Genomic DNA, 19,414 nt, shown 5'->3' with positions numbered 1-19,414 from the left:
GCGACGCTGCTCACCCCAGGTCGGGAGCCTCTAGGCGGACGCGGTCGGCTGAGGCGTCGTCCGGCTGCTCCTGCGACGCTCGCTCGGCGGCGACACGTCGCAGGTAGTACGCGACCTCACGCTCGATGCGCTCCTCGTCCCAGCCGAGCTCCTCGCCCATCAGGCGCGCGGCGACGGGAGCGGCGGAGACGCCGCGATCCCACGCCTCGATCGAGATGCGGGTGCGCCTGGCCAGAACGTCGTCCACGTGCAGCGCGCCCTCGTGCGACGCCGCGTACACGACCTCGGCCGCCACGTAGTCGTCGGCGCCTGGCAACGGCTCCGCGAGCTCCGGGCGGCTGACGATGAGGTCCAGCACCTCCTGCGCGAGCGTTCCGTACCGGTTCAGCAGGTGCTCGACGCGAGTGACGTGCACGCCGGCCTTGCGCGCGATCCGTGCCCTGCGGTTCCACGCGGCGCGGTATCCGACGGCACCCACGAGCGGGATTTCTGCGGTGGCGGATGCCGGCACCTTGCCGTCGAGAGCGGCCGCGGCCGCGTCGATGGCATCCTTCGCCATCACCCGATACGTCGTCCACTTGCCGCCGGCGATCACCACGAGCCCCGGAACAGCGTGCGCCACGATGTGCTCGCGGGAGAGCTTCGACGTCTGGTCCGACTCGCCGGCCAGCAGCGGACGGAGTCCGGCGTAGACGCCCTCGACGTCTTCCCGGGTGAGGGGGACGCCGAGCACCGCGTTCACGTGGCCCAGCAGGTAGTCGATGTCCGCGGCCGTGGCTGCCGGATGCGCCTTGTCGAGCTTCCAGTCGGTGTCCGTCGTGCCGATGAGCCAGTGCCTGCCCCACGGGATGACGAACAGCACGCTCTTCTCGGTGCGCAGTAGCAGTCCGGATGCTGACTGGAACCGATCCCGCGGCACGACGAGGTGGATGCCCTTCGACGCACGCACCTTGAACTTGCCGCGCTCGCCGACCATGGACTGGGTGTCGTCCGTCCAGACGCCGGTGGCGTTCACGACCTGCTTCGCGCGGATCTCGAACAGCTCGTCCGTCTCGCGATCCCGCGCCCGAACGCCCACGACACGCTCGCCCACCTTGAGGAATCCCTCGACGCGCACGCGGTTGGCGACGTGCGCTCCATAGTGCGCTGCCGTGCGGGCGACGGACGCCGTGTACCGGGCGTCGTCCACCTGGGCGTCGTAGTACGTGATGCCGCCGATGTAGGCATCCGTCGCGAGCGAGGGCGACAGCTTGCGCACCTGGTTGCGGCTGAGGTGCCTGTGGTGCGGCACCCCTGGCGGGCGCAGACCGGTGTAACTGAACAGGTCGTAGAGGAGCATCCCGCTGCCGATGTAGAAACGCTCGATGACCCGACGCTTCAGCGGATACAGGAAACGCACGGGCTTCACGAGGTGCGGGGCAAGCTGCTGCAGGAGCAGCCCACGCTCGATCAGCGCCTCTCGCACCAGTCGGAAGTCGAGCTGCTCGAGATAGCGGATGCCGCCGTGCACGAGCTTGGACGACCGGCTCGAGGTGCCGGACGCCCAGTCCCTCTGCTCGACGAGTCCCACGCTGAGGCCGCGGGTGACAGCGTCGAGAGCGGATCCGGTGCCGACGATCCCGCCGCCGATGACGAGCACGTCCAGCTCGTCGGCGCGCATCGCGGCGATGGCCTCTGCACGCTGGGCGGGGCCGAGCTTCGCGGACTGTTCGATCGGCTCACGGCTGGCCATGGACGAGATCTCCTTGCGGACGACTACGCGTCAGTGCTTGTTACGTCAGTGCTTGTTACGTCAGTGCTTGTTACGTCAGTGCTTGTTCGATTCGATGCTGGTACGAGGCTCCGTTGCCGCGTCGGTGAAGCTCTCAAACGTCAAGGGAGGTGTCTCCGGCGGATCAGTGCCCCTGGTAAGGGGCGACGACGACCTCGACGCGCTGGAACTCCTTGAGGTCCGAGTATCCGGTGGTGGCCATCGAACGGCGCAGCGCACCGACGAGGTTCGCTGTGCCGTCGGCGACGCGGGCCGGGCCGTAGAGGATCTCCTCGAGCGTTCCGGTCTGGCCCACCTCGACGCGGTGTCCGCGCGGCAGCTGCGGATGGTGTGATTCCGCACCCCAGTGCCAGCCGCCGCCTGGGGCGTCTGTGGCGCGAGCCAGCGTCGTGCCCAGCATGACGGCATCCGCTCCGCACGCGATCGCCTTGACGATGTCGCCGGAGGAGCCGAGGCCGCCGTCGGCGATCACGTGCACGTACCGTCCGCCCGACTCGTCGAGGTAGTCGCGGCGAGCGCCCGCGACGTCGGCGACGGCTGTCGCCATGGGAGCGTGGATGCCGAGAGTCGCCCTGGTCGTGGACGCCGCGCCTCCGCCGAATCCCACGAGCACGCCGGCCGCGCCGGTGCGCATGAGGTGCAGGGCCGCGGTGTAGGTCGCTGCGCCGCCGACGATGACCGGGACGTCGAGCTCGTAGATGAACTTCTTGAGGTTGAGCGGCTGCTGGTTCTTGGAGACGTGCTCGGCCGAGACCGTCGTGCCGCGGATGACGAACAGGTCGACGCCCGCCTCGACCACCGTCTTGTAGAACTCCTGGGTGCGCTGCGGTGACAGGGATCCGGCGACGGTGACGCCGCCCTCACGGATCTCGGCGAGCCGATCGCGGATCAGCTCGGCCTTGATCGGCTCCGCGTAGATCTGCTGCATGCGCGTCGTGGCCCGCTCCGGCGGGAGCGAACGGATCTCGGCGAGCACGGTCTCAGGGTCTTCGTAGCGGGTCCACACGCCCTCGAGGTCGAGCACTCCGAGGCCGCCGAGCTGCCCGATCATGATGGCGGTGGCAGGCGAGACGACGGAGTCCATGGGCGCTGCGACGATCGGCACCTCGAACGTGTAGGCGTCGATGGTCCACGAGATCGAGACGTCTTCCGGGTCGCGCGTGCGGCGGCTGGGCACCACGGCGACATCGTCGAACGCATAGACGCGTCGAGCTCGTTTGGCACGGCCGATCTCGATTTCCATGGTCACCCGGCAAGTCTATGGGCGATTGAAGCGTGGAGGACGGGAGCTCTGCTCACGTCCTCCACGCTGATTGAGCCCATGAGCGGCGCAGCCGCGATAGTTAAGGTGATGACAGGGTCGGGGTCGTCATCCGCGGATGGCATGCTGGCACCCATGGACCGTGTCGCCGCCCAGCCGCTCGAGTTGCTCCGCACCCGCACCAGCGAGAAGTGGACGTCGTACCCGCCGGATGTTCTCCCGCTGTTCGTCGCGGAGTCGGACTTCCCGCTCGCCGAGCCCGTGGCATCCGTGCTGCACGCGGCGATCGACCGATCGGACACCGGTTACATCGGAGACGACGGCGGAGCCACGGCGAACGCGTTCGCCGCCTTCGCCCGCCGTCGCTGGGACTGGACCGTCGACGCCGACCGCGTTCGCACCACGACGGATGTCAGCGTCGTGATCGCCGAGGGACTCCGTGCTCTCATCGAGCCGGGCGACGGCGTCGTGATCATGCCGCCGGTGTATCCGCCGTTCTTCGAGCTCATCCCGGAGGCGGGAGGTCGCGTCGCCGAGGCTCCGCTCGCACGCACCGACGATGGGGGTTACCACATCGACCTGGACGCGGTCGATCGGGCACTGGCATCCGGAGCCCGCGCCGTTCTGCTCTGCAACCCGCACAATCCGCTCGGGCTGGTGCATTCCCGTGAGGAACTCACCGCGCTGAGCGACGTCGTCGAGCGGCACGGCGGGGTCGTGCTGAGCGACGAGATCCACGCCCCGCTCACGCACTCCGACGCCACGTTCGTGCCGTACCTGACGGTGTCGGATGCCGCTCGCGAGCACACCATCGCCGCCCACTCCGCGAGCAAGGCGTTCAACCTCGCCGGCCTCAAGTGCGCCCTCTTCGTCACCGCCTCGGACCGCATGGCCGCGCTCGTCAAGGGACTTCCCGAGGAGGTCGAGGTGCGCACGAGCCTCTTCGGCCGCATGGCGACCACCGCCGCGTTCGAGCGCGGCGACGCCTGGCTCGACGGCGTGATCGCCTCGATCGAGCACAACCGTCGCCTCCTCACGTCGCTGCTGGCGGAGCGGATGCCGCAGGTCGGCTACCGCGAACCCCGCGCGAGCTACCTGACGTGGCTCGACCTCTCGGCCATCGGCTGGGGCGAGGATCCCGCCGCCGTCGCCCTCGAACGCGCACGGGTGGCCGTGAACAGCGGTCTGACGTTCGGTCGTGAGGGAGCGGGATTCGTACGCCTCAACATCGGATGCTCGCCCGAGGTGCTCACCGAGGCCGTCGACCGCCTCGCCCGCGCCGCAGGCTGACGACCGATCAGGACCCCGGAGCATGCGGAACGTGTGGCGGATGCTGGCTCGCAGCCTGGCGGATCCCGGGCTCCTGCGCCTGAGGACCGCCGCCGTCACCTACGCGACGGCGGTGATCTGCGGCGCCCTCGCGAGCATCCCTGCCGCGATGCTCGGCATCGGACCGTCGATCGTGGTGCTGGCCGTGATGCTGTCGATCAGCTTCACGGACGAACGAGCGGGCGCGACGGCCGCCCAGCGTTGGATCTCGCTCGGCATGCTGCCACTCGTCGGCATCGCCGCCGTCGCGGTGGCGGGACTGATGGTCGGCGTTCCGGTGCTGGGCGATGCAGTGTTCGTCGTCGTGCTGTCCGCCGGCATCTGGGTGCGGCGCTACGGCCCGACGGCGTCCCGCATCGGCACGCTCGTCGCTCTGCCCTTCATCGCGGTGCTCGTCGTTCCCGCGCCGGTGCAGCCGGGGGCGGGATTCTCGCTCTGGGGCGCTGTGGTGGCGCTGCTCGTCGCCGTCGTCGCACTGCTCGTGCAGTGGCTGGCGCGGCTGACCGGCGTGACACCGCGGCGGGCGCGACCGCCGCGGGCTCCCGCTGCTCCGCGCTCGGCTGTCACGACGTCTGCCTCGGCCATGCCATCGGACGCAAGGGCAACCACCCAAGCACCGGCGGCCGCAGCCGCATCCGCGGGCTCGGAACGCCCTGGCGCCGCAGGCGCCAGGGGACGGATGCGCCCGATCGCCAGCACGCGGATGGCCATCCAGCTGGCGGTCACCTTGACCGGTGCATTCCTGATCGGGCACCTCGTCTTCGGCGAGCACTGGTTCTGGTGCGTGCTGACGGCGTACCTCGTCGCGAGCGGAAACCGCGGGCGGGGCGACGTCGTGTACAAGGGCATCCACCGCACGATCGGCGCGGCGGCCGGAACCGTGGTCGCCGCGGTGCTGTCGCTGCTGGCCGCGACCGGCCCGATGAGCCCGCAGGCGGCGGGGATGTCGGTGCTCACCATCGCCGTCATCCTGGCGCTCGGCCTGTGGTTGCGTCCTGCGGGCTACGGCTGGTGGGCGGCCGCGATGACCGCCATGCTCTCGATCCTGCAGGAGCTCACCGGGACCCAGCCGGGGCCCGTGATGCTCGTGCGGCTCGCCGCGATCGTGGTCGCAGGCGCGTTCGCGGTCGCGGTCGCGTGGTGGGTGCTCCCGGTGCGCACCGGCGACGCGCTGCGCGCGCGAACGGCTGCCGCACTCGCCGCATTGACCGACCTGCTGCTGGCGTGCATCCGCGAACCGGACGCCGTTCCCCACCGCCGCGCCGACCTCGACGAAGCGATCACCCGGCTGAAGCAGCTCGGTCCGACACTGCGCTTGGAGCGCGCGACCCGGATGCGACGACGCACCGAGGACCACCGCGCCGACGTGATCCCCGCCCTCGAGGCCTGCTCTCCGCCGGCGGATGCCGTCGCGTCACGCGTCGAGCACCGTGACCTGCTCAGCGCCGCGGAGTCGCGCCAGGCGGGCGCGCTCGCGCGACGCCTCGGCGAGTACCGACGGATGCTCGTGGGCGCGCCCGTCCCGCTCGAGAGTCTCGAGACCCCCGCGTTCCCCGACCTCGGTGCGGCCGTCGCCGACCTCGCGGCTCCGCTTCGTCTCGTCGCTCGTCCGACCGAGCCCGACGCGACAACGCACGGGGATGCTCGGCCTCACCGCTGAGGCACGTCACAGCGCAGCGGGTCACAGCGGCACAGGTCACAGCGCAGGCGGGCACCACCGCTCAGGGCACGACGACCGCCCGTCCGCGCAGCGTTCCGTCGTGCAGGCGTCGATACGCCTCTGGCGCATCGTCGAAGGAGAAGACCTCGGTCTCCACCTTCACGCTGCCGTTCCTCGCCAGTTCGAGCACCTCGAACAGTTCGGATCGGCTGCCCCAGTACGGTGCCATGATCGAGGACTCGTACGGGTTGCCGCTGACCAGGCCCACCTTCGCGGATCCCGCCCCGACTCCGACGAGCACCTGGCGTCCCTGGCTGCCCAAGATCGCCTGCCCGAGGTCGATCGTCGGCTGGATGACCACGAAGTCGAAGACGGCGTCCACGCCGTGCGGGGCAACGGAACGCACGTTGTCCGCAGCCGTGGCATCCGAGGAGAACACCTCGTGCGCGCCCACCTCACGTGCCAGGTCGAGCTTCTGCTGAGACACGTCAAGGGCGATCACCCTCGCGCTCGTGATGGCGCGCAGAATCTGGATCGCCACGTGCCCGAGCCCGCCTGCGCCGATCACCACAGCTGTCGAACCCGGCGCGAGGCGGTCCAGCGCACCCTTGATCGCGTGGTACGGAGTCAGGCCGGCGTCCGTCAGCGCGACGTTCTGCACCGGATCCAGATCGCCGAGCGGCACCAGGTGACGCGCGTTGTCCACGATGAGGTACTCGGCCATCGCGCCGGGTGCGCCGAGCCCTGGGGGCTGGATGCCCAGGGCCGCCGCGTTCTCGCAGTAGTTCTCCTTGCCCTGGGCGCAGGTGTAGCAGTATCCGCAGCCCCACGGCCCGTAGACCGCAACGGCCTCTCCGACGGACACGCCGATCACGCCGTCGCCGAGCTTGTCGACGATCCCCGCGCCCTCGTGTCCGAGAGTGAGGGGCAGATGGTAGTTCTCCGCCGCCGATTCCGGCAGGCTCATCACGAACGAATCCGAGTGACAGGCGCCGGCCGCCGTCACCTTCAGCCTCACCTGGCCCGGCCCGGGCTCCGGTGTCTCGAGCTCCACGACCTCCGGCTCCCGGCCGACGGCGCGATACTGCAGTGCCTTCATGGCTTCCCCCAATCGGCGAGCGCGTTCGACGCTCTCGCTCGCATCCAGTCTTGTCGCGGATGCGCGCGAGGACCAGACCCCCGAGCTCGCTTGGCGAGCGCAGAGAGTCGAGCGGTGGACGCAATGGATCTGCCGGCCGATCCGCCCGGTCGCTCGCTAGTTCGCTCGTTCGCCACGTTCGCCCGCTCGCCACGTTCATGCGGATCGGCACCGGCGAGGCACTGGCATCCGGGGCGCGCGGCGACCAAGCTGGGGTCATGGTCGACTACGCGAACCCCCTCCGTCCCGCCGAACGTGTCGCCGATCGCGACCGCGCGGATGCCGTGGCAGCTTTGGCCACCGCCCGCGACGAGGGCAGGCTGTCGTCCGCCGAGTTCGAAGAGCGCTCCGACTTCGCTCGCACGGCCGTGACCTGGGGCGACCTCGCTCCCCTGTTCAAGGATCTCCCCCGACCGCCTGCGCCCGCGCTCCAGGATGACTGGAGCCGCCACTCCCGTGCCCTCGGCGGCGCGGTAGGCGCCACGATCATGGCGTTCGTCCCGTTCCTCGCGCTTGGGCTGTTCTTCATCGCGGGATTCGCCTGGAACGGATGGGCCTGGGGCTGGCTGTTCTTCCTGCTGGTCCCACTGTGCGGCATCGTGATCTACGGACCAGGAGCTGAGTACCGCCGCCGCCGCTGACGCGCGCCGTCCGCCGAGCCACCCCTTTATCGCCGAACCACCCCGCAATGAACGCGCAAGAGACGGGTGGCTCGACGATAAAGGGGTGGGTGGCGGACACGTGTCGCACCACGGCCTCAGATCAGGAAGCGCCCGACCTTCTGGCCGGGCGCTTCGAGCATGAGTCGGATCAGCGCGAGTAGTTGGGCGCCTCGACCGTCATCTGCACGTCGTGCGGGTGGCTCTCCTTGAGTGACGCCGACGTGATCCGCACGAACCGGCCCTTCTCCTGCAGCTCGGGGATGGTGCGCGCGCCGACGTAGAACATCGTCTGGTGCAGTCCGCCGACGAGCTGGTGGGCCACGGTGCTGAGCGAGCCCTTGAACGGCACCTGGCCCTCGATCCCCTCCGGCACGATGAGCGAGTCGTCGGCAACCTCTGCCTGGAAGTAGCGGTCCTTCGAATAGGACTTCTTGCCGCGCGACGACATCGCGCCGAGGGAGCCCATGCCGCGATACGCCTTGAACTGCTTGCCGTTCACCAGGATGGTGTCTCCAGGCGTCTCCTCGGTGCCCGCGAGCATCGAGCCGAGCATGACCGACTCGGCGCCGGCCACGATGGCCTTGCCGATCTCTCCCGAGTGACGCATGCCGCCGTCGGCGATGACCGGGACGCCTGCGGCGCGAGCCGCCAGGGACGCCTCGTACACCGCGGTGATCTGTGGCACTCCGACACCCGTGATGATGCGTGTCGTGCAGATGGATCCGGGGCCGACACCGACCTTGATGCCGTCCGCGCCGGCGTCCACGAACGACTGCGCGCCCTCACGGGTGGCGACGTTGCCGCCGATCACCTGCACGTCGCGAGTGGCCGGATCCTTCTTCAGTCGGGAGACCATCTCGATGAGCATGCGGACGTTGCCGTGCGCCGTGTCGGCGACCAGCACGTCGACGCCCGCGTCGATGAGCGTCGTCGCTCGCTGCCAGGCGTCGCCGAAGTAGCCGATCGCCGCACCGACCAGCAGGCGTCCGCTGCCGTCCTGCGAGGCGTTCGGGAACTGCTCCGACTTGACGAAGTCCTTGACGGTGATGAGTCCCGTGAGACGGTCGGACTCGTCGACCAGCGGGAGACGCTCGAGCTTGTGCTTGCGCAGCAGCATCGTGGCCTCTTCGCGCGTGATCGTCGACGGGCCTGTGATGAGCGGCGCGTGGGTCATGACATCGGCGACCGTCGTCGTCTTCCACTCGGCGACCGGCGTGAAGCGCAGGTCGCGGTTCGTGACGATGCCGATGAGCCGCTGGTCGCCGTCGACGACGGGGAAGCCCGAGATGCGGTACTCGCCCGCGAGCGTGTCGAGCTCCTCGAGCGTTGCCGACTGGCCGATCGTCACAGGGTTGTCGATGATGCCGGTCTGGGTGCGCTTGACGAGATCGACCTGGCGCGCCTGGTCCTCGATCGACAGGTTGCGGTGCAGCACGCCGATACCGCCCTGGCGGGCCATGGCGATCGCCATGCGCGCTTCCGTCACCGTGTCCATCGCTGCGGAGACCAGCGGCACCCGCAGCGAGATCTCGCGGGTCAGCCGCGAGGTGGTGTCGATGTCCGATGGGGCGAGGTCCGAGTATCCCGGAAGAAGCAGCACGTCGTCGTAGGTCAATCCCATGAAGCCGAACGGGTCTGCCTGGTTCATCTCTCCCCTGTCTTCGTCTGGGTCATCCACGAGGAGATCATCCCGAGAACGCCCGCTGTCGAACGCGGCGCGTGTGCGCTCGCACGCTCTTGCTCGCCGTCACCCGCCACGCGGCAAGGGCGGATCGTGGTGCAATCCCCCTGCACCAGCGCGTTCGGATGTTCCAGGATAACGCCGTGTTACCGACAAGAATTCCGGATGCCCCGCACGGCCCCGCGCATCGGCCGCCTCACGCGGGCACCGGCGCTGCCGAGCCGGGGGCGGGGGTGAGCGCGGCGACGACCTTCTTCACGCCCTTCCGGATCGCCCGGCCGGTGCGCTTGAACCAGTCGTCGTCGTCCTTGTCACGGTTGAGCACCAGAGCCACGACGCGCATGGCGGCGATGGCAAGCCACAACGTGGCGAACACGGTGTCCCCGCCGGCCACGTCGATGATCGCGATCACCGTTGACAGCACGGCGACGACGCATGCCAGCAGCACGTATCGGCTGCGCCACACGTAGCGCTGGTGCGATCCGCGCACGGCGCGACGATACGTGGCCAGCGCGTACGTCTCCGCGAAGTTCGCACCGAGCACCGCGCTGAGCAGCAGCAGCGTGCCGATCGACATGCCTCCACTATGCGCCAGGCACCCGGCGAACGACCCCGCGGATCCGCCGCGAGATCACCCACTGTCTCGCAACACGTCGACAGCGCACGCACGAGCGGTCGCCCGGCATGCTCATTCCGGCAGGGGGTCGGATGCCACGGCATCCGTCGCCTCCTGGCTCGTCGCTCCTGTGCGGCGGTCGCGACGCACGGCGAGCACCAGATCCACCGTGAGCAGGGCGAGAGCGACCCACACCAGGCCGAAGCCGATCCAGCGCTCGAGCGGCATCGGCTCGTGCAGCAGCGCGACCCCGACGATGAGCTGCAGGACGGGCGTGAAGTACTGGATGAAGCCCATCACGATGAGCGGCAGCCGCCTCGACGCCGCGGCGAAGAACAGCAGCGGCACGGCGGTGATGACGCCGGCGCCGATCAGGGCGACGGTGTGCCACGCACCCTCGTGGCCGAGCGTGATCCCCGTGGTCGCGCCGACGACGATCAGCTGCACTGCCGCGACCGGCGCCAGCCACGCGGTCTCGAGCGTGAGTCCGCTCAGCGCGTCCACGTCGCGTCCGACCTGCTTCTTCACCAGGCCGTAGAGCCCGAAGGAGAACGCGAGCGCCAGCGCGATCCACGGCAGCTTGCCGTAGCCGACCGTGAGCACGACCACGGCGACGAGTGAGATGCCGATCGCGATCCACTGCGTCACGCGAAGGCGCTCCCGCAGCACGATGACGCCGAGCAGCACCGTGACGATCGGGTTGATGAAGTAGCCGAGGGATGCCTCCACCACCTGGTCCGACGTCGTCGCGTACACATACGTCTGCCAGTTCACGTAGATGAGCGCGCCGGCCGCCCCCATGATGAACACGATGCGCGGCCGCTTCAGGATCGCGACGAACGGGCGCCACGCCCTCGTGATCAGGATGGCGATCGCGCAGAAGACCAGCGAGAACAACACGCGCCACGCGACGATCTCGAACGGTCCGGTCGGCGCGAGCGCGATGAAGTAGATGGGCAGGAAGCCCCAGATGAGATACGCGGCGAGCGCGTAGACGATGCCGCGACCGGTGTGGGACGGAGCGGATGCGTCGGCTCCCGTGTCGGACGCTTCCTGCGGCGTTCCTGGGTGCGGGGAACTCGCATCGGATTCGGACACCGACCAATCGTATGTGTCGCCCCCGACACCGCCCGCACCCCTCCGACCCGCAGAGCCCCATCCACCCCAGTCCCCGTCCTTCCGACCCCTACCCCCTCCTCGACTGCAGATATGGCGCCATACGCGTCGGGGAAGCGCCATATCTGCAGTTCGAACGTGGGCGGACGGTGTTGGGACGAGGTCGGAGGGTGCTCGGACGCGGGCGGACGGTGTTGGAACGTGGGCGGACGGTGTTGGAACGCGGGCGGACGGACTGGAACGTGCAACGACGCAGGCTGGAACGGTTCAGCGGTGCGGGAAAGCGGTGCGCGGGCGGGACGCGAAAGGGACGCGAAAGGGACGCGAAAGGGACGCGAAAGGGGTCCGGATGCGTGGCATCCGGACCCCTGTGGAGCGTTTGCGGCGAACGCCGCGAGCGTCAGCGCTCGATGACCGCCAGCACGTCGCGAGCCGACAGCACGAGGAACTCGTCGCCGCCGAACTTGACCTCGGTTCCGCCGTACTTCGAGTAGAGAACCTTGTCGCCGACGTTCACGTCGAGCGGCACGCGGTTGCCGTTGTCGTCGATGCGACCGGGGCCGACGGCGACGACCTCGCCCTCCTGCGGCTTCTCCTTGGCGGTGTCGGGGATGACCAGGCCGGATGCAGTGGTCTGCTCAGCCTCAACCTGCTTGATAACGATGCGATCCTCGAGCGGCTTGATGGAGACCGACACGGTTGACCTCTTTCTGTACTTTGTACTGAAGACGTTGTTAGCACACTGACACTGAGAGTGCTAATGAGCAGTGTAGGCGCACGGTTGGCACTCGTGCAACGTGAGTGCAAACTGAGGTCATCCGAGGTCCGAGAGAGACGCGGCCCGGTCACGCGATCGGCTCAGGCGATCCGGCCGTTCGATCGACGGCCGCGATCCGGTCGCGCGATCGGCGGACGCAGTCCGGCCGCACGATCGAGCAACGCCGGCGGGCAACACGCGCGGATGACGCGATCCGGATGCCGTCAGTCTCCGAGGCGACGGAACTCGCGGTCGACGTAGGCGACCGGCTCGCCGCGCTCACCCAGGTGGATGTCCAGCACCTCGGCGAGCACCAGCACCGAGGATCCGACAGCGGTCTGCTGCAGGATGCGGCACCGCAGCGCGACCCGCGCGTCGGCCAGGTGCGGCTCGCCCGTCGGCAGGTATGACCATCCCTGCTCCGCCGTGAATCGCTCCGTTCCGGACACCGCGAACACCCGCGCGAGGTCGATGTGCTGCGCATCGAGCAGGTGCACGAGGTGCGTCGGAGCCGAGAGGATGCCGCCGGCGCTGCCGGTCGCGCGCGTCACCGAGAACGCCAGGGCTGGCGGGTCGATCCCCACCGAGGCCACGCTCGACGCCGTCAGGCCGACCGGTCCCTCGTCGGTCGCGGCCGTGATCAGCGCGATGCCGGCCGGATGCAGTCGGAACGCCTCCTTGAACGCGGCGGAGGTCGCCTCTCGCGGCGGCGCGGAAGGAGCATCCGTCTCACCGGCGAACGGGGTGGCGGCAGGCGTGGCGGCAAGGGCCTCGGTTGAGGGTTCTGTGGTGGTCATTCGACTTCTATCGGACTTCTGTCGGGCGCGGAAAGGTTCGGATCAGGGGTGGGAGGTGCTCGAACATCGCTCCGGCGGTTGCTCAGAGTGCGCTCGTGGTGATGCCGCGCGCCACCCACCAGTGTACGACCCTAGAACCTCAACCAATGTTGAGGTCAAGTCCGAGCCAGGCGGATGATGGCCGGGCCGTGCCATCGGACGTTCCAGCGACCTGAACCGCAGCCATCGCCGCGCGGATTCCGGAGAGGTCGCGCTCTCCGCTCGGATACCGGACGAATGCTCCGGTATCCGTCGCGCCCTCCGGTATCCGTCGCACCCTCCGATTCTCGCGAACACCCCGCGGAGCGGGTCGCGATAGGTTGGCGCAGTGGAACGCGCGGAACTGGTCGAGCTGCTCAGCCCAGAGGGCCTGCGTCTGCTGGACTCACTGCCGCGGTACGAGAGCGCGGCAGACGTGGTGCGAACGGTGTCCGCGTTGCGCAAGGAGGGGCATCCGCCCGGGCTGGTGGCCGCCGCTCTCACCCAGTCGAAGCTGCGAACGAAGGCTGCAGCCAAGTTCGGGCCCTTCGCCGACCGGATGCTGTTCACCGAAGCCGGCCTCGAGCAGGCGACCCGGCTGTCGGTCGCCGCACGTCACGCGGCACGGTTCTCGCGCGCCCGCCTCACCAGAGTCGCGGATCTCGGCTGCGGCATCGGCGGGGATGCGATGGCCTTCTCCGCTCTCGACCTCGAGGTCACGGCCGTGGACGCCGACGAGGTGACGGCCGTCATCGCCAGCTACAACCTGGCTCCTTTCCCGCAGTCACGGGTGTTGAACGCCCGCGCAGAAGACGTGGAGCTCACCGGTCAGGATGCCGTCTACCTCGATCCGGCCCGTCGCACGTCGGGTCACGCGAACACGAGGCGACTCTCCGATCCGTCCGACTGGTCGCCCGGCCTCGACTTCGCGTTCGGCCTGGCCGACCGGATGCCGGTCGGCGTCAAGCTCGGACCCGGTGTCGACCACGCGCTGCTCCCGCACGACGCCGAGGCCCAGTGGGTCTCCGTCGACGGCCAGGTCGTGGAGGCGGGCGTCTGGACGGGCGCACTCGCGCGGGACGGCATCCGTCGCGCCGCACTCGTGCTGCACGGCGACCGCGTCGCGGAGCTCACGGCTGCCGACGACGCCGACGACGAGCCCGTCGGCGAGTTGGGCGACTACCTGTACGAGCCGGACGGGGCCGTCATCCGCGCCAGGCTCATCGGCGACCTGGCGAGAGGCCTCGGCGCGCGGATGCTGCGGCACGACATCGCGTACCTCACCTCCGACACGTTCGTCGAGAACGACTTCGCCGTCGCCTTCCGCGTGATCGAGGAGCTCCCCTACAAGGAGTCCGAGCTGCGGTCGGCGCTCGCAGCGCGTCGCATCGGCACGCTGGAGATCAAGAAGCGCGGAGCGGATGTCGATCCCGCCGCCCTGCGCAAGCGGTTGAAGCTCAAGGGCGAGGGCTCTGGCACCCTGGTGCTGACGCGGATCGGCGCACGACACGTCGCGCTTCTGGTCGAGCGGATGGGCGCATCCGCCCGAGGGTGATCGCGGACCGGCCCGAGGGTGATCGCGGACCGGTCGGACGGTGATCGCGGACCGGCCCGAGGGTGATCGCGGACCGGTCGGACGGTGATCGCGGATCGTCTCGCCCACACAGCGCTGATGGTCGTGACCGCCGGCGAATCGGCCGGTCACGACCATCAAGCAGCGAGGGCCGCCCGACGGACGGCCCTCGCGCGTTCCCAACGTGCCGTGGCGGCGCGCGCTCAGTAGTTGTAGTTGTACGACGCGCTCGCGATTGCGGCGATGACGATGAAGATGATCCAGAGCACGATGAAGAGCACGGACACGAATCCGAGGATGATGCCCGTGAGCCACATGCCCTTCGCCCGGGGCTCGCGCGACTTGGCGAGGAATCCCAGCACGATGGCGGCGATACCGAACAGCGCGCCCCAACCGAGCGAGATCACGCCGATGATGCCGCCGATGAGGGCGAGGATGCTCAGGACCGGCGATTTGCCTGAGGCGGCCGGCGCGTAGGGCTGACCATACTGCGGAGCACCGTATGGCGGTGCCGGAGGCTGCTGCGGGGCGCCGTACTGCGGCGCTGGCGGCTGCGGAGCGCCGTACCCGGGCTGCTGGCCCGGAGCCTGCTGCGGAGCGCTGTATGGCTGTTGCGGAGCGCCGTAACCCGGCTGCGGCGGTGCCGGAGGCTGAGGCGCACCGTACGCCGGGGGCTGTGCAGGTGCCGGCGGCTGCGGGGCCGGGGGCTGCTGCGGGGCTCCCGACGGCGGAGGCGTCGGAACCTGCTCCGGGTTGTTCTGCGGAGCGTTCGGATCGGACATGCGGTGTGCCTTTCGTGGTGGGTTGAGACGCCGAAGCGTATCAGTGCGTGGACTGCGCGCCTCAGTACGTGGAGTACGAGCCGGACGTAGCGAAGACCGCGATCCAGAAGATGAGGAAGATCAGGTTGATGACCACCCCGACGAAGCCGAGGATGAGTCCGGTCAACCACATGCCCTTCGCCTGCGGTTCGCGAGTTCGACCGAGGAATCCCAGCACGATCGCGGCCGCCGAGATGACGAGACCGATGATCGCGCCGACGAACGGGATCCAGTCGAAGATGAAGGCGCCGACCACGCTCAGGATTCCGGCGATGAGCGCGATGATGCTGAGCACCGGCGCCTTCCGACCTGCCGGAGCCGCCGCACCGCCGTACGGCGACGCCGCCGGCGCACCGTACTGCGGCGGTGCGGGCGGCACCGGAGCGCTCGGCGGCTGCGGAGCGGTCGGCGGCTGCGGAGCTCCGTAAGTCGGTGGCTGCGGAGCCGCCGGCGCGGCCGGAGCGGGCGGCTGCGGAGCCGCTGGTTCGGCTGCCGGCGGCGGCGGGACCGCCGGGGCAGCCGGTTGCTCGGGCGCGGGCGGCACCGGAGACCCTGCGGGCGGCTGCTGGCCCGTGGACGGATCCTGAGGAGCGTTGGGGTCTGACATGGGCGTGGTCCTTTCGGTGACGGTCGCCGGAGTTTGAGGCTCCGACCGTTCGCCCGCTACGAAACCTGAGCGAAAGCTGAGTATTCCCATGCTGGCATCGCACTCTGAGGGTGTCAACGAAGCCTTGCCATGGCGTGTCACTCTGCTATGAGCTCGGCCAGCCATGAGACCGTCGTCGCGTCCACCGCGCTGCGCCCGGCCGGTGACGGATCCGCTGCCCCGATCAGACCTGGATGTCGGTGACCGGCAGGGTGGAATCCGCGCCGAAGTCGAGACCGCTGGGACCGTGTCCGGCCGCGATGCGTTGCGCTGCGAGCGCGGCGATCATGGCGCCGTTGTCGGTGCACAAGGACAAGGCGGGGATGCGCAGGGTGATGCCTGCGGCATCCGCTCTCTCCTGCGCGAGCTGCCTGACGCGGGCGTTGGCGACCACGCCGCCGCCCAGCAGCAGGCGCGGCACCTCGCGGTCGATGCACGCCGCGATCGCCTTGCGGAGCAGCACGTCGGCGACGGCTTCGCGAAAGCTCGCAGCGACATCAGCGACAGGAACGGGCTCGCCGGCATCCTCACGCTTCTCGACCCAGCGTGCGACGGCGGTCTTCAGCCCGGAGAACGAGAAGTCGTACCGATGCTTGGCCAGGTCCTTGGGAAGCGTGAGCCCTCGGGGAAAGCGGATCGCCGTCGGGTCGCCCTCGAGCGCGACCCGGTCGATCTGCGGTCCGCCCGGATACGGCAGGCCGAGCACCCGCGCGACCTTGTCGAACGCCTCGCCCGCCGCATCGTCGATGGTCTCGCCGAGCAGCTCGACGTCGTCGGTGAGGCTGCGGACGTGGAGCAGCGAGGTGTGGCCGCCCGAGACGAGCAGTGCGATCGTCGGCAGCTCGATCTGGCGTCCCGGTCCGCCGTCTGCATCCAGCAGGTCGGCGCCCACGTGGCCGACCAGATGGTTGACGCCGTAGAGCGGCTTGTCGAGCGCGACCGCGAGCGCCTTCGCCGCGCCGACACCCACCATGAGCGCGCCCGCGAGCCCCGGACCGCTGGTGACAGCGACCGCGTCCACGTCGGCCAAGCGGATGCCGGCCCTCTCGACCGCCTCGGTGATGGTCGGCTCCAGCGCCTCGAGGTGCGCGCGCGCTGCGACCTCCGGCACGACTCCGCCGTAGCGCGCGTGCTCGTCCATGCTCGAGGCGATCACATTGGCGAGAAGGCGCGTGCCGCGCACGATGCCGACGCCGGTCTCGTCGCACGAGGTCTCGATGCCGATGACCAAGGGTTCGGCGGCCGTCATGCTGTGCCCTTCGATTCGCTGCGCGCGCTCAGCGAGCTGGGTGAGGGCAGGGTCAGCCGCATCACGACGGCGTCCACGTCGTCCGGCTGGTAGTAGTGCGGTCGCACGGCCAGCGCCTCGAATCCGAGCGAGAGGTAGAGCTGCTGCGCGTTCGGGTTGTCGGCCCGCACCTCGAGGAACACGTCGCGGACGCCTCGCGAGGCCGCCTCGTCGATCATCGCGACCATCAGCCTGCGGCCGAGGCCGTGGCGACGGGATCCGGGGGCGACGGCGATGGTCTGGATGTCCGCATCCGTCGAGCCGTGCACCGCGCGGAGTCCGCCGTACGCGACGATGTCGCCATCCGCTTCGACCACGAGGTAGTGCGAGTGCTCGCCGGCCAGCTCGGATGCCACACCCTCCGCCGACCAGGCATCCGTCACGAAGATCGACGACTCGAGCACCATGATGGCGTCGAGATCCGCCGGTGTCGCGCGCCGCAGTGTCGGCTCGCTCGTTGGCCCGCCGGTCTGCCCGCCCGTCGATCCGCCCGTCATGCCGTCACCCGCTTCGGGCCGCTGGATGGCGTGACATCCGGCGACCGCAGATACAGCGGACGGTCCTCCGCGAACGGGCGGCGATGGAAGTAGAGCCACTCGGCCAGCAACCCGAGCGCTCCTGCCGAGACGGATGCCGCGTCGTACCGCGACCCTGCATCCGCGTGCGGCAGCGCATCCGGTTTGCCAAGACCGGGGCCTCCGATGCGCAGCGGGATGCCGACCTCGTCGATGCCGCCATACTCGCTCCAGTAGAGCTCGCGGCGACGGGCATCGGTGACCACGAGAAGTCGGCCGGTATGGCCGGCGCCGTATCGCTCGACGGCGACCGCGTCGTGACTCACGACGGGAACGAGGGGCGTGCCTGCTCCCAGCGCGAAGGCCTTGGCTGCTGCGATGCCGACCCGCAGTCCGGTGAACGGGCCGGGGCCCATGCCGGCGACGACACCGGACAGTGCGGCGGGCGTGACGGATGCCTGCACCAGCGCATCCCGGATCATCCCGCCGATCACCTCGGCGTGCCGCATCGTGTCCACCGTGGTCAGCTCGCTGAGCACCCCGGCCTCCCGGTCGACGACGGCCACGGACGTACCGGCGGAGGTGTCGATGGCGAGGAGCACCCGTCAAGCGTAGTCACGCCGACCGGTCAACGGATCCGCGCGAGAGCCCGGGCGGTGCGACCGCCCCTGCCGGGACGACCGCGCCGCGGGGCCGCGAACCCCCATGCGAGCCCGGCCGCGATGGCCACCATGCCGATCCAGCCGATGGGCGACGGGAGATCCGCTCCGAACAGCACGCCGAGGAGCGCCGCCGCCGGAGGGGCGAATCCGCCCGTCAGACCGGTGACAGCGGCGCCCACCCGTCCCACGCTTGTGAACCACAGGACGTACGAGGCAGCCGTGGCGATCGCCCCTGCGTACAGGATCCCGATCAGAACGGGCGCGGAGATGAGCTGGGACCACTGCGTGCGCTCGAAGCCGACGGAGATCGCGCCGCATGCGAGGGCGGCTATCGACGTCGTGGCCAGCGAGTAGGTCCAGGAGCCGACTCGATCGATCACTCGTGCGCCGAGGAGCGTGAAGGCTGCCTCGCACAGCATGAGCAGGACGGCCATGGCGATGCCGACGCCGTCCGCGTGTCCGCCGCCCTCCACGGCGACGGCGCCGAGTGCGACGACCACGGCCGCCGCGACGATCCGCAGGCTCGGTGCGCGGCGGCGCAGGAGCGGCGACAGCACGGCGAGCACGACGGGCACGCACGCCACGGCCGCGCCGAGCACGGCAGGGTCCGCGTGCGCTGCACCGATGACGAGGGCGACGTTGAACGCCACGAGGCCCGTGGTCGAGCCTGCTGCGATCCAGATCCACTCCCTGCCGCGCGGCAGCACCAACCTGGCCCGGAACACGCGCACGAAGACGACGAGGGCGATCGCCGCACACGCATATCTGAGGCTCTGCACGGCGAACACCGGTGCGAAGCGCAGCACGCCGCCGGTGAGAGCGACGACGCTGCCGACGAACATCATCGAGACGGACCCGCGCACTGCCGCCGCCAGGCTCGATCCGCGTCCGACGGCGGGTGCGTCGACGCCGGCACCGCTCGAGGTGCCGACGTCGGCCTGGGCAGCGGTCCGAGGACCGGCCTGAGACATGGGCTGGGCCATGGGCTGGGACGTGGCCCTGGACGTGATGGGCGAAACTGCCCGGGAAGTGGTCATGACAGTGATGCTCTTCGATATTTGGACTGGTGCACAGTGCCAAGAGTGACGTAATGTGGTGTGCCA

At 69.7% G+C, this 19,414-nt stretch carries 18 protein-coding genes; 4 read left to right on the top strand and 14 right to left on the bottom strand.

Going from position 1 to position 19,414, the window contains the following annotated elements; translation table 11 throughout:
* Positions 1–10: 10 nt before the first annotated feature.
* Both ACX9R5_RS07195 and ACX9R5_RS07190 read right to left on the bottom strand, forming a co-directional pair.
* Positions 11–1,732, bottom strand: a complete 1,722-nt coding sequence (locus ACX9R5_RS07195) for a glycerol-3-phosphate dehydrogenase/oxidase (protein WP_459408302.1) — start codon at positions 1,730–1,732, stop codon at positions 11–13.
* Positions 1,733–1,895: 163 nt separating this feature from the next.
* On the bottom strand, positions 1,896–3,014 hold the full coding sequence (locus tag ACX9R5_RS07190) for a GuaB3 family IMP dehydrogenase-related protein (protein WP_459409048.1): 1,119 nt from the start codon (positions 3,012–3,014) through the stop codon (positions 1,896–1,898).
* Between the two features lie 78 nt (positions 3,015–3,092).
* Here ACX9R5_RS07190 and ACX9R5_RS07185 point away from each other — a divergent pair, with 78 nt between their 5' ends.
* Entirely contained in the window at positions 3,093–4,322 is a 1,230-nt protein-coding gene (locus tag ACX9R5_RS07185) for a MalY/PatB family protein (protein ID WP_459408301.1), read from the top strand.
* A gap of 22 nt (positions 4,323–4,344) precedes the next feature.
* Positions 4,345–6,021 (top strand): FUSC family protein, encoded by a 1,677-nt coding sequence (locus tag ACX9R5_RS07180; protein WP_459408300.1) that lies wholly within the window; start codon positions 4,345–4,347, stop codon positions 6,019–6,021.
* Positions 6,022–6,082: 61 nt separating this feature from the next.
* Here the strand turns inward: ACX9R5_RS07180 and ACX9R5_RS07175 are convergent, their stop codons facing one another.
* The gene (locus ACX9R5_RS07175; protein WP_459408299.1) at positions 6,083–7,120 is read right to left on the bottom strand and encodes an NAD(P)-dependent alcohol dehydrogenase; all 1,038 of its coding nucleotides are present in this window, start codon (positions 7,118–7,120) and stop codon (positions 6,083–6,085) included.
* A 197-nt stretch (positions 7,121–7,317) separates the two neighbouring features.
* Here ACX9R5_RS07175 and ACX9R5_RS07170 point away from each other — a divergent pair, with 197 nt between their 5' ends.
* Positions 7,318–7,800, top strand: a complete 483-nt coding sequence (locus ACX9R5_RS07170; protein ID WP_459408298.1) for a DUF1707 SHOCT-like domain-containing protein — start codon at positions 7,318–7,320, stop codon at positions 7,798–7,800.
* A gap of 169 nt (positions 7,801–7,969) precedes the next feature.
* On the opposite strand, the gene guaB is transcribed toward ACX9R5_RS07170, so the two are convergent.
* The 5 genes from guaB to ACX9R5_RS07145 all read right to left on the bottom strand — a co-directional run bounded on the left by guaB (position 7,970) and on the right by ACX9R5_RS07145 (position 12,788).
* Positions 7,970–9,469, bottom strand: a complete 1,500-nt coding sequence (guaB, locus tag ACX9R5_RS07165; protein WP_459409047.1) for an IMP dehydrogenase — start codon at positions 9,467–9,469, stop codon at positions 7,970–7,972.
* A 229-nt stretch (positions 9,470–9,698) separates the two neighbouring features.
* Positions 9,699–10,079 carry a hypothetical protein gene (locus ACX9R5_RS07160; protein WP_459408297.1) on the bottom strand — a complete coding sequence of 127 codons (381 nt, stop codon included), beginning with the start codon at positions 10,077–10,079 and terminating at the stop codon, positions 9,699–9,701.
* Positions 10,080–10,190: 111 nt separating this feature from the next.
* Complete coding sequence (gene rarD, locus ACX9R5_RS07155; protein ID WP_459408296.1) at positions 10,191–11,216, bottom strand: EamA family transporter RarD; 1,026 nt, start codon at positions 11,214–11,216, stop codon at positions 10,191–10,193.
* Positions 11,217–11,634: 418 nt separating this feature from the next.
* Positions 11,635–11,931: a co-chaperone GroES gene (gene groES / locus ACX9R5_RS07150; protein ID WP_459408295.1), complete on the bottom strand. Its 297-nt coding sequence runs from the start codon at positions 11,929–11,931 to the stop codon at positions 11,635–11,637.
* A 284-nt stretch (positions 11,932–12,215) separates the two neighbouring features.
* Positions 12,216–12,788, bottom strand: a complete 573-nt coding sequence (locus tag ACX9R5_RS07145) for a flavin reductase family protein (RefSeq protein ID WP_459408294.1) — start codon at positions 12,786–12,788, stop codon at positions 12,216–12,218.
* Between the two features lie 367 nt (positions 12,789–13,155).
* Here ACX9R5_RS07145 and ACX9R5_RS07140 point away from each other — a divergent pair, with 367 nt between their 5' ends.
* Positions 13,156–14,361: a class I SAM-dependent methyltransferase gene (locus tag ACX9R5_RS07140; RefSeq protein WP_459408293.1), complete on the top strand. Its 1,206-nt coding sequence runs from the start codon at positions 13,156–13,158 to the stop codon at positions 14,359–14,361.
* Between the two features lie 221 nt (positions 14,362–14,582).
* Here the strand turns inward: ACX9R5_RS07140 and ACX9R5_RS07135 are convergent, their stop codons facing one another.
* The 6 genes from ACX9R5_RS07135 to ACX9R5_RS07110 form a co-directional block, all read right to left on the bottom strand.
* Positions 14,583–15,161, bottom strand: a complete 579-nt coding sequence (locus ACX9R5_RS07135; RefSeq protein WP_459408292.1) for a DUF4190 domain-containing protein — start codon at positions 15,159–15,161, stop codon at positions 14,583–14,585.
* 61 nt (positions 15,162–15,222) lie between these two features.
* Entirely contained in the window at positions 15,223–15,579 is a 357-nt protein-coding gene (locus tag ACX9R5_RS07130; protein WP_459408291.1) for a hypothetical protein, read from the bottom strand.
* A 451-nt stretch (positions 15,580–16,030) separates the two neighbouring features.
* Entirely contained in the window at positions 16,031–17,095 is a 1,065-nt protein-coding gene (gene tsaD, locus ACX9R5_RS07125) for a tRNA (adenosine(37)-N6)-threonylcarbamoyltransferase complex transferase subunit TsaD (RefSeq protein ID WP_459408290.1), read from the bottom strand.
* Positions 17,092–17,631 (bottom strand): ribosomal protein S18-alanine N-acetyltransferase, encoded by a 540-nt coding sequence (rimI, locus tag ACX9R5_RS07120; RefSeq protein WP_459408289.1) that lies wholly within the window; start codon positions 17,629–17,631, stop codon positions 17,092–17,094. Before rimI ends, tsaD begins: the two co-directional genes overlap by 4 nt.
* On the bottom strand, positions 17,628–18,251 hold the full coding sequence (gene tsaB / locus ACX9R5_RS07115) for a tRNA (adenosine(37)-N6)-threonylcarbamoyltransferase complex dimerization subunit type 1 TsaB (protein ID WP_459408288.1): 624 nt from the start codon (positions 18,249–18,251) through the stop codon (positions 17,628–17,630). Before tsaB ends, rimI begins: the two co-directional genes overlap by 4 nt.
* A gap of 26 nt (positions 18,252–18,277) precedes the next feature.
* Positions 18,278–19,348: a DMT family transporter gene (locus ACX9R5_RS07110; protein WP_459408287.1), complete on the bottom strand. Its 1,071-nt coding sequence runs from the start codon at positions 19,346–19,348 to the stop codon at positions 18,278–18,280.
* Between the last annotated feature and the right edge of the window lie 66 nt (positions 19,349–19,414).

The sequence above is a fragment of the Rathayibacter sp. CAU 1779 genome (assembly GCF_054551755.1).
Note: the sequence above shows the minus strand (reverse complement) of the source record. Positions and strands in the feature narration are given on the sequence as shown.